Raw genomic sequence first — 13,727 nt, 5'->3', positions numbered from 1 at the left:
CTCACACGCGTCCGGTCGCCGGTATGGCAGCACCGGTGACGATGCCTGCGGCCGGTGAGATGAGAAAGCCTATGAGCTTGGCAATATCGGCCGGCTGGACCCAGCCGTCCGTCTTCGCATTGGGCATCACCGCGCGGTTTTGTGGCGTGTCGATCGTCCCGGGAAGAATGCAGTTGGCGGTGATGCGCTTGTCGCGGTTTTCGGCAGCGATCGCTTCCGTCAACCGGATCACAGCTCCTTTCGACGCGGCATAGGCCGCCTGGTTGGCTCCCGCCTTCAATCCCGGCGCAGCGGCGATGTGCACGATGCGACCGTAGCCCACCTCCTGCATCGGCTTCAGTACCGCTGCGCTGATGACATAGGCAGTACGGGCATTCATCTGGAACATATGGTCCCATTGATCGAGCCCAGTCTCTCCCACGGGACCGGTCTGAAAACCACCGACCGTATTGACGAGTGCGTCTATTCGACCGAACGCATTGAGTGCCCGTCGAACGGCCTCCTGACAAGAGGATAGGTCTGTCAAATCTATCCCGCCGAGTTCCAGAAAACTTGTACCCTCCCCGGCTGGCGGACTTGTCTGCGCAACGAGATTTCGCTCGACCGAGACGATCTTCGCGCTGGTTGCCAGCAACTCCCTGACAACGGCGTTGCCAAGATTGCCGGAGGCACCTGTCACCATCACAACGAGTTCATTCCCTGCAGTCTCTTGCATAGCAATCCCCTCTGAGCAGCGGACCAGAACGATCATCATACTCGATACGCTTCCACGGGGCATTTCGTTACATGCGTTGAAAACATTTCCGGTGGCCGACCGAAGAGCATGGCAGATTTTGCTGCCTCAGGAAAAAATCGCCCGCCGATGTAACGAACCCGGGCATGCAACCGTAAAGGCCTTTGTTGGAGCCACGCTTCGGATTTCGAAAATCTGGATGGCGATCCCTCCTCAAGGAGCAGATTCATGAAACGCGATGCATACGACCTCGTCACCAGCACAGACAGCACGGAGGCACACCGAGCATTTGAGAATGCCGTATTCGGAATTGCGGCGCACAGGCCGAATACCGCTGCGGCATTGCAGGCAACGCTTGCGGCTGATCCGGATCATGTCGCGGCACATGCCTTAAAAGGCTTTGCAAACCTCATACTGGCGCGATCCGAGCTCACCGCGGTTGCCAGCGCCACGCTCCAAGACGCGCAAACAGCTTTGATCAGAAAGAGTGGCGGCACATCGGATGAACGGATTCTTGTGATTGCGCTGGAAGCCGCTGCCAACGGCCTTTTCTCGACGGCGGCCGAATTGCTGGATGACGGCTTCACGGATCGCCCGGCAACGTTTCTGCCCTTCAAGCTGGCACAGGCACTCCGATTCATGACCGGCGATGCTGCCGGAATGCTGGTCGCAAGCACCCGTGCCGTGGGTCGCATCGATACGGAAGCAAACTCCGCAGGCTTCATTCTCGGTTGTCATGCCTTTGCTCTGGAGGAACATGGCCGCTATGCCGAAGCGCTGGAGGCTGGCCAGCGCGCCGTCGCGCTCCAGCCCGACGATTCCTGGGGCCTTCATGCCGTTTCGCATGTCTTCGAAATGCGGGGCGATACGAAGGAGGGCATCGACTGGCTCGAGGGTAGCCGCAGGGCATGGTCGCGCTGCAACAATTTCTCGTTCCACATGGCCTGGCACCTCGGCCTGCTTCACCTTGAGCGCGGCGATCACGAGCGGGTGCTTGAGCTCTATGACGACGAGATTCGTCCGCAGCAGACCGATGACTTCCGCGACATGGCCAATGCGGTTTCTCTCCTTTGGCGCCTCGAGCAATCGGGTGTCCATGTCGGCAATCGCTGGATGGATGTTGCAGAGATCGCCTACCGAAGGAGAAACGACACCACGCTGATTTTCGCCGCCCTCCACAATCTGGCGGCCATGGTTGCGGTTGGCGATCGGGCGGGCGTGGCCGAACTTGTCGCCGAGATCGACGCCAAGGCATTGGGCATGGACGAGCAGGCCCAGATCGCAGCGGAGATCGGTGTGCCGATGGCGCGTGTGCTTGCAGGCCTCGACGCACCCGCCGATCAGCGAATGATCGATCGCATGGTTGCCAATCTCCCGAAGATCGGCGGCAGCAATGCCCAGCGCGATTTCTTCGTCCTCGCTTTGGCCAAGGCCGTGGGAGCCGGTGGCGACAATGCGGCCGTGACACGCATCGGCCAGATTCGACAGCAGCTGAAGGCTGACGACCAGCTCTTCAAATCCATCGAACGTTCGGTCGGCATGCGACTGTCGGCCTGAGATCAATCAGTCAAACAAGGAACATCACCATGTCCATGATGGAAATGCACAAGACCAGCGTCTTCCCCGAAATTCAGCCCTCGCTTGCACGCACGATCGTCTTGTCCGGCCTTGCGGCCGACATTACCTGGGAAATCTGGGCGCGCTTGATTACACCGCTTTGGGTCGGCGGGCCATTGCAGCCGGCGGCGCTCATCCAGTCGGTCTTCGGCTTCAACAACCTGCTGCTTGCCGAAGCCATTCATGCCATCGTCGGCATCGTCTTCTATCCGATCGGCTATCTTTTCATCGCCCGACCGCTCCAGCGGTTGATCCTCCCGAAGCTGCCTCTGCTGTTGACCGGCATCGGCTTTGGAACCGGGCTGTGGGTGTTTGCTCTTTACGTGATGGCGCATCTGATTGCCGGCCTGCCGGCTTTCCTCGGCTTCATCACCCTGACCTGGGCTTCGCTCATCGGCCACATCTTCTTCGGCACCGTCGTCGCGTTCGTTGTCCGCTCAATGGAGCGCTGAAAGTGCCGTGAAGAAGGCCTGCCCGGTTCCCCTCACCATCCGCCGGGCAGGCCGCTTGCCTCAACAACAACTCGTATCATCAGGTCCCTTTTCAATGTCCGAACCTCAAGCCCTTAACCGCGTCGCGGATATCGTCGCGAGAACGCTGCATGGATATCAGGTGCGGAACGCCTTTGGGGTTCCAGGCGGCGAAGTTGTGACGCTCATCGACGCGCTGCAGGCGGCAGGCATCGCCTTCCATCTTGCTCGCCACGAGACATCGGCCGCCATAATGGCTGCGGGCGCAAGCACGATCAGCGGGAATCCCGAACTGCTGGTGACGACCGTCGGTCCAGGACTTGCAAATGCGGTCAACGGCATCGCCGACGCCGCGCAAGAGCGCATTCCTCTCATCGTCGTTTCCGGCGTTGTCGACCGGGCGACGCGCGGCCGCTACACCCATCAGGTGATCGATCATGCCCAGTTGCTGCGGCCACTCGTCAAGGCATCGTTCGAAATCGAGCCGGAAAGCGCTGCCTCCACCGTGGCGCGAGCCCTGGCGATTGCGATGAGAGAGCCGATGGGGCCTGTGCATCTCGATCTGTCGCCGGCGGTCGCGGCTGCATCGAGCCCCACCACGATGGCCCCTGTGCCGCCAACCGTTTTCACGGTCGATGCCACTATCGCAGACGCGGGTGTCCGCCACCTGTCGGAGCGCATCCGCGCTGCCGAGCGGCCGTTGATCATCGCGGGCCTCGAAGCGGCACGCAGCGATGCCGGCCCGGCCCTGCAACGTCTTGCCGAGACAATCGGTGCACCCGTCATCACCACCTACAAGGCCAAGGGCATCATCCCCGAAGACCACCCTCTTTCGCTTGGCGGTGCCGGCCTTTCGCCGATGGCCGACCGTATCCTGCTGCCCTTCGCTCATGAGGCGGATCTGGTGCTGATGATCGGCTACGATCCGATCGAGATGCGTCTTGGCTGGCTCGACTTCGTTGCCGACCAGGCGAAACTGGTGGATATCTCCAGGACCGCTCCCGATCACGCCATGCACCATGCCGGGACATGGTTTTCCGCCGAACCTCGAAGCATGTTGCAGGCGCTCGACAGCCTGCTTGTCGAACAGAGGAGCTGGAGTGGTGGCGAGCCGGCTGAGGCTAAGGCCAAGCTCGAAGGCATCTTTTCGAGCAAGGACGCATGGGGGCCTCATGCCATTATCGATCATCTGAACGAAGCGGCAGGTGTGGATGGCCTGGTCACGGTCGACAGCGGTGCCCATCGCATCCTTCTCTCGCAGAAATGGCGCGCGACAAAACCATCCACCCTGCTGCAATCGGCAGGGTTCTGCACCATGAATGCCGCCCTGCCATTGGCGATCGGCGCGAAGGTAGCCGACCCCTCCCGACGCGTCTTCGCGGTTATGGGTGACGGCGGCCTCGAGATGGGCATCGGCGAACTTGCGACCGTTCGCGATCTCGGCCTGCCGTTGACCATCGTTCTATTCCAGGACCGCAGCCTGGCCCTGATAGCTTTGAAGCAGGCGTCCGCCGGCCTGGCTTCGGCCGGGGTCACCCTCGGTGAAACCGATTTTGCCGCCATCGCCCGCGGCTTTGGCGGCTACGGCGCCAATGTGGAGACCATCAATGACTTTCGCAACGAGCTTGAGAGCGCCAGAGCACGTCCGGGTTTCAGTCTCATCGCCTGCAGGTTCGATGCAAGCGCCTACGACAACGCCTTCTGACAGAGAGCCGGCGATATTGCCGGCCGCTCAAAAGACGAAGCGTCCCCGAGATCCGCGCCTCGATTTTTTTCGCGGCGTCGGCATGCTCATCATTCTGCTGGCGCACATTCCCGACGATGGCTGGGCGCTCTGGATCCCTGCCCGCTTCGGCTTTTCCGACGCCACGGAGATGTTCGTCTTTCAATCGGGCATGGCCTCGGCCATAGCCTTCGGCTCGACATATGACCGCAGTGGCGCCATTGCCCTGATAGCACGTGTCGCGCGGCGTATCTGGCAGATCTTCCGGGCGCATATCGCCGTCTTCATCGTAGTTGCCGCGATCATGGTGGTTGCGGGAACACGTTATGACGGCGTGACCTATGTCGACAGTCTGAACCTCGTTCCCTTCATGAAGGATCCGGGTCATCTGCTCGTTGGCTTGCTGACACTAACCTACGTGCCGAACTATTTCGATATCCTTCCGATGTATATCGTCATCCTGGCGTTGATGCCGCTGATGATCTTCGCTTCAAAAGTTAATCGTTACCTGCCATTCGTGTTGATGATCGCTGTGTGGCTCGCCACGCAGTTTGGCTTCACGCGGCTACCCGCAGAGCCATGGTCGGATCGCCCCTGGTTCTTCGATCCGTTCGGCTGGCAACTCCTATTTTTTACCGGTTTTTTCCTGATGCGTGGGGCGCTGCCAGCACCGGGCTACGATCGTCGTCTGATGGCCATGGCCATTGCAGTCGTGATTGTCACCGTACCCTTCGCCTGGGTCCGGTTCCAAGAGGTTCATCCGTTTTTTCAAATGGCTGCAGATCGCATCACTCCACTGACCGACAAGACAGATTTCGGCCTGCTGCGTTTCGTTCACTTCATGGCGCTCTGCTACATCGCCGTCCATTTGGTCGGTGAGAAAGGGGCGCGGCTGCGCGGCCCGGTCGTTCGCGTCCTGACCGTCGTTGGCCAGCAATCCCTCGCCGTCTTCATAACCGGCATGGTGATCGCCCAGCCGATCGGGATCGCGCTCGACCATGCCGGTCGCACGACATCGGTAGAAGTGGCCGGCAATCTGTTCGGCTTCGCAACCCTTATCGGCACCGCTTACCTGGTGCGTTGGTTCAAAACGTCTCCATGGAAATCGTAAGACGATGACATCCGATCATGAAAAGCCAGCTAGCCTCGAAGGCCTGCGTATCCTCGACCTCTCGCGCATCCTTGCCGGACCCACGGCGGCGCAGCTTCTTGCCGATCTGGGCGCACAGGTCATCAAGGTCGAGCGTCCCGGCGCCGGGGACGACACGCGCGGCTGGGGACCGCCTTTCGTGAAGAATGCCGATGGAAGCGACAGCGATCTCAGCGCCTATTTTCTTTCAGCCAATCGCAACAAGCAGTCGATTTCGATCGATCTTGCAAGCGACGACGGCGTCGCGCTCGTCAAGAGGCTGGCGGCCATTTCCGACGTCGTCATCGAAAACTACAAGCCCGGCGACCTTGCCCGGCGCGGCCTCGGCTATGACGACATCAGGAAGGTCAAGCCTGACATCGTCTGGTGCGCGATTTCAGGCTTCGGGCAAACCGGTCCCTATGCCGATCGCACCGGCTACGACTTCCTGATCCAGGCCATGGGCGGCATCATGAGCATCACCGGCGACAACGACGCCAATGGCGGACGGCCGGTCAAGGTGGGCCTTGGCATCGCCGATGTCATGTGCGGCATGTATGCAACCGTCGGCATCCTCGCCGCCCTTCGCCATCGCGATCGCAGCGGTGAAGGTCAATATATCGATCTGGCGCTTTACGACGCCCAGGTGGCATGGCTCATCAATGCCGCCACCAATCACCTCGTGTCCGGCAAGGTGCCCGGGCGAATCGGCAACCGACATCCGAACATCGCCCCTTATCAGACGTTTGCCACGGCGGACGGAGAGATCGCGATCGCGGTTGGAAACGATCAGCAGTTCGCACGCTTTTGCGGGGTTATCGAAACGCCGGAACTCATCGACGACGAACGCTTCGTCCGCAACCGCGACAGGGTGCTGAACATCGACACATTGGATCGGCTTGTGACCGAGGCACTGAAGGCGGATACGGCGGAAAACTGGGAACGGCGCCTGATCGCCGCCGAAATTCCGGCCGGCCGCGTCGCGACGATCGACCAGGTCGTTTCCAATCCGCATACGCTTGCGCGGGAGATGGTTGTCAACATGCAGACAGAGGACGGACAGGCCTTGCGGCTTCTCGGAAACCCTCTGAAGATGTCGGCGACTCCGGTACGTTTTGACCGGGCGCCGCCGCATGTTGATCAGGACCGAGACGATGTCCTGCGGTTGCTGCACGACATCGAGACGAAAGCAGGATCCTAGAAACCGGAACGATACTCTTCGATCCTATCGCGCATCGTTCCGTCAGGCCGCGCGAGCCTGTTTGATGGCGTCGCGGAGCTGATCCTTGCTAAGCACGCCGGACGCGATAGCCCTGCCCACGACAAATGAGGGAGTGCCACGGAAGTTGAGAGCAAGCGCCTGATTGTAATTGCGGGTCAGAAGATCGGAGATCTTCTTGTCGTTCTGTCGTACCGCATCGGCGATCTTGGAAACATCGAGGCCTGCGGATGTCAGAGTTTTTTTGACGTCGTCTTCGCTGAGAGAGGCGGGTGTCGCCATCAGCGCCTCCATCGCCTTTTCGTAGGAGCCGATCTCATTTGCGCCGAGAACCGCTTGTGCGGCAAAGACCGAGGCGTCGCCGAACACCGGCCAATCCTTCATGATCAGGCGCACATTGCCGTCTTCGGCAACAACGGATTTGACATCCGGATGGGTCTTCTTGCAGTAGGGGCACTGGTAGTCGAAAAATTCGACGACGGTCACGTCGCCCTTTGGATTGCCGAGAACCGGGGCATCGGGGTCGTGGAAAACCTCATTCTGCGTCAGTTGCTGGGCAAAGCCCGGCCGGGAGGCCAGAACGGCCGCAACAGCGCCACCTGTTGCTGCCATGAGAAAATATCTGCGATTGAACATGTCGGTTTTCCTATCCTTGAATTTCACGCCGGCTCATGTGCCGGTGCTCGCGGCAGCAGCCGCTTTCAAAACATCATCCGCACCGAATTCGCCGATGAGCCGCCCGTCGACGGCCTCCTGACGGTCCGGGCGGAAGAAAATCATCGTCGGTGGTCCGACGACATTCAGTTCGCGCATCAATTCGCGCTGGTCAGGGCCAATATTGGTCAGATCGACCTTGAACGTCTTGAGCGGTGCCAGCGCGCCGGCAACCTCCGGTCTTGAAAAGACATTGCGATCGATCGAGCGGCAACTCACACACCAATCGGCGGTAAAATAGACGAGGCTCGCCTTGCCGCTGGACACGGCATTATCGAGCTGACGGCCAAGTTCCGACGTTGAGGCAAGCAGGGTCATTTGCTTCTCGGGATCGGCGCGCGCAATGGTTTGACTGGCGCCGAAGCCGGCGAGCGGACGCAGGGGATCGACAGAACCGGCGGCAAGGCCGACGATCAGTATCACGGCATAAACGGCGGCCAGCAACCCCAGCGACTGCAGACCCATGCGTACCGGTGTCAAGCGGCCCCTTGTGACGTCAAAGGCTCCAAGGAAAACCGCCACGGCCATGGCCCAGGCAGCCCAGAGGCCAAGCGGTAGCCGATCCGGAAGCACAGGCTCTGCCATCCAGATCGCAAAGCCGAAGAACACGAAGCCGAACACATGCTTGACCGACGTCATCCACGCCCCGGCGCGTGGCAGTGCCTGTCCACCCACCGTACCGAAAATGACCAGCGGTATGCCCTTGCCGAGACCGAGCGCAAACAGGAGTGCCGCTCCAAGCACGACGTCCCCGGTGCGGGCGACATAGAGCAGCGCGCCGGCAAGCGGAGCCGTCACGCAGGGGCCGATGATGAAGGCGGAAGAAAATCCAAGTGCGGCAGCCGAACCGATCGAGCCTCCACGGCCTTTGCCGACCCCGCCCAGGCGTGTCACCCAGGCCGAAGGCAGCTGCAATTCAAACAGGCCGAACATCGAAAGCGCCAGCAGTGCAAATATCAGCGCCACAACAGCAACCGTCAGCGGCGATTGCAGGGCGATCTGCAGGTTTTCCCCTGTCCAGGCGGCAGCGGCCCCAAAAATCGCAAAGGCCGACGCGAGCGCTACGGCATAGCTGAGCGACAGAATGAAACCGCGCCGCGCATCCAATGCCTCTCCCTGGCGCGCAAGCGCAGCGGCCAGGATCGGATAGAGCGGAAAAACGCATGGGGTGAATGCCAGGAGGATGCCAAAGCCGACAAAAGCCGCAAGCAGAAGCGGTATGCCCCCACGCGACAGGAAGCCATCGACGACATCGCCACCACCTGCCGGCGCGGCGGCCGACGGAGCTGGCTTCGCGGACACCGCCGCCGGCTTGGTGTCGGTTTCAGCAGCCTTCGACCACGCCGATTGTCCGCCTGTCGGCAGGGAAAAGGCCGGTGCTTCCGAGACCGCAAGTGTTTTCGGATCAATGATGCGCCGAGCGGGAGGATAGCACAGACCATGCTCCTGACACCCTCGATACGTCACCGTCACCGGAGAGGTCACGGGACCGAGTTCGGCATCGGCGCTGCCGAAATAGACTTCCGACTTTCCAAAATTGGGATCGTCCTTTTCAACGCCCGGCGCCGTGGACAGCGGAACCGGAGCACCGTCGGCGGTATTGGCCGAGAGATGTTCCCGATAGAGATAATAGCCGGGCGGCATCTGCCAGTGCAGGCGGATCGATCCGGATGCGGCGCGCTCGACGGAAAACCGGAACGCATCATTCATGGCGAGCGGCGTCTCTGCCGCAACCGCGTGGCCGACGAAGAAAATGAAAAGCAAGATGGTTGAGAAGAATCGCATGCCATTCCTATGGTAGATGTGAACTGATGGCCGAGGCAACGTCATGCAACGCTGCGCGTCGGCTGCCCCATGTAACGGGCCATCGTGCGAAGCAGCCCATCCGCATCGGTTGCCTCCGCGTCAAGTAGATCGACAAGCGCCATGATAACCTCGCGACGATCCCAGCCAACAGTCGTCGCTTGATCGATCAGCGCATTGAGGTCGATCACGACCGATCGCTGACAATCGCGAAGACGACCTGGATATTGATGGGTCGAATATGGCGCGGGGATCATGGTTTGCCACCTTAAACAATATTAGCTGATATTGCGCCCGCCCGCAGATCGCGGGCAGGCAGTGCTTGGCGAAATCGAGCCGTCACGGCGAGGGCTGCGCCTTCACCGTTGCCCAGTTCGCATTCGCCTTCTTGATGTAGCCGCCGATATCCGAACGCCAAGTCTTTGCAACATCATCGTTATAGTTCAGGTAGAGCTTGTCGTCGACAATGGTGAAGGCCTGTGGCTCGGTCGGAGCCTTGTGTCCTTCGGCGGTGCCGAAGGCGCAATAGCCACCATACTGCGGTGCGTAACGCCCCGGATTGCTCGCAAATGCGTCGCGATGTGTCGCCGAAGCGAAGTAGAAGGTTGCGCCTTTGTAAGTGGTTGCGAACTTGTCGGATCCCTTGACCGGCTTGTGATCGGTGAAATAGGCGACGGCATCGTAGCCATTGATCGCGACGCCGTTGGTTGCATAAATTTCAGTGGCGAAAGTGACGGAGGCCGCAGACAGTGCGAGCGCGGCAGCCCCGGCAAGAGGCAGAAAACGCCGGATGGATAGGTTCATGGTCTTTCCTCTGCAGTTGAGATGAACGCCCTCTTTACGTGGGCGGCCGGGAGGACGTTACATCTCCTAGCGTTCACGACTTCGTGCATGCTCCTCCAACCGACTACTGTGCGCACATCGCCAGCGCGACCTTGGATTCCAGCTCCCCGATCCTGCGATCCTTCTCGGCGGATTCACGCATCAGCTGGTCGAGTCGCGTATCGACGGCCCTGGAAATTTCCCAAAAGGTCACAGCAAAAATCACCGGTATGGTTGCTGTAGTATCGCGATCGGCTCGACCCGGCGTTCCCCATTTCTGGGCTGGATCTTCAGCCGTGACACGCCCCCAGAGCTTGAGCGCGCAACCGGCGCTCGCCTCGCAATGAACCACGACATCGACGGCTGTCGACGGCCGCCCGGCCGCATGACGAAACGCTGCGGCTTCCGCGTGAAGCCGGAAGGTCGAGGGGCCGGTCACATGGGGCAGCATGGCAACGCCTCTGGCGACTTCGAAAACGATGCCGGGGCGCACTCTGGTATAGTCGATCGCAACTTCGTGATGAACCTGAACCAGATGAGCGATACTCGGTGTGATTGCCTGGCCCCATACGGCGGCGCCCTCGTCAAAGTGATGAATGATGGAGTGGCCAATATTCGGACATACGACGGTCTGCAGCATGACGATCTTCCTCTGTAAGGGTTGAGCGCCGTGCCTGGCTCGATCGAGCCGATGGCAAGGCACTGCTACAGACCAATTCGCGAGCGGGCGGCCAGTTGTTACAGAATGCATTCGGATAATCCGCGCCGATGGGTCACTTGGAAAAGCCAGCAGCCGTCAAACCGGCATCCAGCATGTCGGCACGCGCCTCGTGACCACCGTTATGAATACACATGATACTATCGCCGCGAATGCAGCCGGGGACGTCTTCGCAACGAATACCATCCAGCGTAATCGACTTGGCGTTCTCCACATCACACTTGGCGCGCTTGCGCATCAAAGCCATGCTGTCGAAGGCGTTGCCTTGATGAAATTCTTTGCCGATCGCCCGTCCGGCCAGCGGAAAGGTTTGATCGGCGGTTCCGTGAAAATGGACGATCGGTGGTAAGTTCGCGATACAATCTTCGGCTTTCGGAAGCGGATTCCAGAAAACGCCCGAGAAGGTCACCATCGCGGCAGCCTTCTCCCCCTGCTGGCATGCTGTGTACCAAGCCATCGAGGCACCGATCGAGAAGCCACCGATGATGGTCTTCTCCGATGTGAAGCCGTAACGGCTTTTGAGGTCATCAAACACTTCTGCGATGAAGGCTTTGTCGTCACGCCCGGGGCGCGCGCCATGGGGAAACGACCAGCTTCCATCGATGCCATCGACCGCGACATAGGCGAGGTGATGCGCGAGCGTCGTCTCCACCAAAGGCCGCTGCTGCATCTGCAACGCGGCCGAGCCCTTAAATCCATGAAAATAGACGTAGACGCCACGAATATCGCCATCCTTGGGTAGTTCAATTCGATAGTTTCCGTCCTTGACGGAACAGATGACGCTGCCACCGCAGGAAACGGCGGACGACGCAATCGAGGGCAAGGCGACTACGAACAAGAAAACTGCAAGAAGATCGTATCGCATAGGCAGGTTCTCGGGAATTGAACGACAAGCCTGCGTAGAGCTTTCGCGGATCCTAGGCAATTTCACGAAAGATCAATTCAACGCGAGTGGTTCTTCCGCAGATCAATAAATCGCGAGATTTCGGTCGGCGCTTACTTTAAGTGATTGGGGCAAATCGGCGCACGCTCAAGTCTCTGGTCTTGAAGGGATATGAACTGTTGATACCCGTATCCACTTTCTTAAACCGCTGTATAAGTTGAGCTTTCGCCTGGAATTCTCAAAGAGCCCGTGAATGTAAACCAACCCAAAAGCACGGCCGAAGATTTTCGGTCAGTAAGCCCTTTCCGATTTTTATCCAAAAATGCCCGCGTCGTCGCCGTCAACTCGGTCCGCAAACGTGACCTGGGGCGGCAACGGAGATCCTGCGCGGTGGATCGGCCACAATTGCCAGCCACTATTTCCAGCCGGAACCCGGCAGCGACATGGCGACTGTTCGGAGCATGACCAAAGCCATCTTTGTGGTAGACGGCGGCGATTACCAATGAGAACGTGACGAAGTTACCGCTTCGCTTTAGGAGCAGGAGCGACGAGCCCGTCAAGCCAGTCCTTGGTGTCCGTTGATCATCGGGTTCGGCTTAGTTTGTGCCAGTTCTTCCGCACGCTTACGCTCGCGGGTTGGCAGGCTCTTCTCCCAAGCCAAGAATTGCTGCGAGTGGATTAGATCTTCCGCACTCAGATCATCAACTTCGTCGTCGATCCACTCCTCGAAAGCGGCGAATGGCCCCCTCGGCTTCCTCGCACGTCCTTGGGTCAGCGCAAAAGGCGACAAACGGATCGAGCGGTCCCCACCATTAGAGTCCAACACCATGCCGTCGAACCAACCCCTGACCTGGCAGCCTCAGAATAGCTAGCCGTCAAGGCGATCTGAAGCGTTCACAGTCCAATTGGGTCGATGTTACCTAATGGATTGCCCGCAGCATAACTATAGAGATTGAGGGTCGGATCGCCGGCTTCTCCAAGTGGATCGCGCGACAACCAGCGTCCCGTCGAAGGGGCATACATGCGACGTATGGCGAGCAAGCTTCCGTTCCGGCCCGAGCCCAGCATCCTACCGAAACTGAACCGCGCCCATTTAATCGAAGCTTTGAAGCTGTTGATAACCCCCTTTATCGCGTCGTAGGGTTCCGCGCCGGTTGTTAGCCAGTTCATGCCATTAAGACATGATGGCCGATAAAATGGAGCCGCCGAGCGTCTCTGCCCGATCACGTGCCTGTGCCGCCTACGAAGCCGAGCGACTTCAACTCCTGCAATCCTACAAGATGTTTCTCCCGCTGCGCCTTCAGCTTTGCGAGCGGCGCGGTGCGGATCCTTTATCATGCCGAAAGTTTGATTCTGATAGGAAATCATCGCAATAGAACTGCATTTGCTGGGAGCCCGGAAGCCGCCGCTACGATAAACAAAATCGAAAACCCTAAAGACCGGTGATCCAGCTTCGGTCCAGCCGACTTCGCGGCATCATCAACTCGCATGCTGAAATGCTTCGAGCAGTTTAGAGCCCAGATCCGCGTCATCCAGGCTGCAATGTACAGCGCTCTGCTCCCAGCCTTCTCCGCCGTGATTTCGGAAATTTGCTGTCGGAACCATGGATACCTTGTTAGCTTCAGACTCGATCCCGACTGATTTTGCCTTTTTGCCCAAAGCGGCCCAGGTCTTTACTCCCGCCGCTTCCAGGATGGGACGCTGTACGTCCTTCCACTGGGATTGAGGTGGATGCGGAACATCTTCAATCGAATTTGCAAGGGATTTGACGATCTCGGCAGTGAGCTTTTCTTGATCATCTGCGCGGATTGAAAAAACTTCACCGTATGCAATCCATAGCCCGGTGTCGGTCAATGACATTGCTTGCAGAAGGATGGTGTCGTTGATCATATATGC

Annotated in this window: 13 protein-coding genes; 5 read left to right on the top strand and 8 right to left on the bottom strand. The window is 59.2% G+C overall.

Annotated features, from left to right (window positions below; genetic code table 11):
• Position 1 precedes the first annotated feature (1 nt).
• Entirely contained in the window at positions 2-715 is a 714-nt protein-coding gene (locus BSK43_RS16450; RefSeq protein ID WP_246662600.1) for an SDR family NAD(P)-dependent oxidoreductase, read from the bottom strand.
• Positions 716-961: 246 nt separating this feature from the next.
• Between BSK43_RS16450 and BSK43_RS16445 the strand changes: the two genes are divergently transcribed.
• The 5 genes from BSK43_RS16445 to BSK43_RS16425 all read left to right on the top strand — a co-directional run bounded on the left by BSK43_RS16445 (position 962) and on the right by BSK43_RS16425 (position 6,873).
• Positions 962-2,290: a tetratricopeptide repeat protein gene (locus BSK43_RS16445; RefSeq protein WP_077472378.1), complete on the top strand. Its 1,329-nt coding sequence runs from the start codon at positions 962-964 to the stop codon at positions 2,288-2,290.
• Positions 2,291-2,319: 29 nt separating this feature from the next.
• Positions 2,320-2,802: a hypothetical protein gene (locus tag BSK43_RS16440; protein WP_077472379.1), complete on the top strand. Its 483-nt coding sequence runs from the start codon at positions 2,320-2,322 to the stop codon at positions 2,800-2,802.
• A gap of 94 nt (positions 2,803-2,896) precedes the next feature.
• Positions 2,897-4,525, top strand: coding sequence for a thiamine pyrophosphate-binding protein (locus tag BSK43_RS16435; RefSeq protein WP_077472380.1), 1,629 nt, complete (start codon positions 2,897-2,899; stop codon positions 4,523-4,525).
• The gene (locus BSK43_RS16430) at positions 4,497-5,654 is read left to right on the top strand and encodes an OpgC domain-containing protein (RefSeq protein ID WP_077472381.1); all 1,158 of its coding nucleotides are present in this window, start codon (positions 4,497-4,499) and stop codon (positions 5,652-5,654) included. Before BSK43_RS16435 ends, BSK43_RS16430 begins: the two co-directional genes overlap by 29 nt.
• 4 nt (positions 5,655-5,658) lie before the next feature.
• Positions 5,659-6,873, top strand: coding sequence for a CoA transferase (locus tag BSK43_RS16425; RefSeq protein ID WP_077472382.1), 1,215 nt, complete (start codon positions 5,659-5,661; stop codon positions 6,871-6,873).
• Between the two features lie 42 nt (positions 6,874-6,915).
• Here the strand turns inward: BSK43_RS16425 and BSK43_RS16420 are convergent, their stop codons facing one another.
• The 7 genes from BSK43_RS16420 to BSK43_RS16385 all read right to left on the bottom strand — a co-directional run bounded on the left by BSK43_RS16420 (position 6,916) and on the right by BSK43_RS16385 (position 13,721).
• Positions 6,916-7,527 carry a DsbA family protein gene (locus BSK43_RS16420; protein WP_077472383.1) on the bottom strand — a complete coding sequence of 204 codons (612 nt, stop codon included), beginning with the start codon at positions 7,525-7,527 and terminating at the stop codon, positions 6,916-6,918.
• 33 nt (positions 7,528-7,560) lie between these two features.
• On the bottom strand, positions 7,561-9,390 hold the full coding sequence (gene dsbD, locus BSK43_RS16415; protein WP_077472384.1) for a protein-disulfide reductase DsbD: 1,830 nt from the start codon (positions 9,388-9,390) through the stop codon (positions 7,561-7,563).
• Between the two features lie 41 nt (positions 9,391-9,431).
• A complete protein-coding gene (locus BSK43_RS16410; RefSeq protein WP_077472385.1) occupies positions 9,432-9,665 on the bottom strand; it encodes a hypothetical protein in 234 nt (77 codons plus the stop codon).
• An 82-nt stretch (positions 9,666-9,747) separates the two neighbouring features.
• The gene (locus tag BSK43_RS16405) at positions 9,748-10,212 is read right to left on the bottom strand and encodes a YHS domain-containing (seleno)protein (protein WP_077472386.1); all 465 of its coding nucleotides are present in this window, start codon (positions 10,210-10,212) and stop codon (positions 9,748-9,750) included.
• Positions 10,213-10,315: 103 nt separating this feature from the next.
• The gene (locus tag BSK43_RS16400) at positions 10,316-10,870 is read right to left on the bottom strand and encodes a hypothetical protein (RefSeq protein WP_077472387.1); all 555 of its coding nucleotides are present in this window, start codon (positions 10,868-10,870) and stop codon (positions 10,316-10,318) included.
• A gap of 133 nt (positions 10,871-11,003) precedes the next feature.
• The gene (locus BSK43_RS16395) at positions 11,004-11,813 is read right to left on the bottom strand and encodes a dienelactone hydrolase family protein (RefSeq protein WP_077472388.1); all 810 of its coding nucleotides are present in this window, start codon (positions 11,811-11,813) and stop codon (positions 11,004-11,006) included.
• A 1,497-nt stretch (positions 11,814-13,310) separates the two neighbouring features.
• Complete coding sequence (locus BSK43_RS16385) at positions 13,311-13,721, bottom strand: hypothetical protein (protein WP_205910619.1); 411 nt, start codon at positions 13,719-13,721, stop codon at positions 13,311-13,313.
• Positions 13,722-13,727 lie beyond the last annotated feature (6 nt).

This window comes from Rhizobium sp. P44RR-XXIV, from assembly GCF_001999485.2.
Classification (GTDB): Bacteria; Pseudomonadota; Alphaproteobacteria; order Rhizobiales; family Rhizobiaceae; genus Rhizobium.
This window is presented reverse-complemented; position numbering and strand designations above follow the sequence as displayed.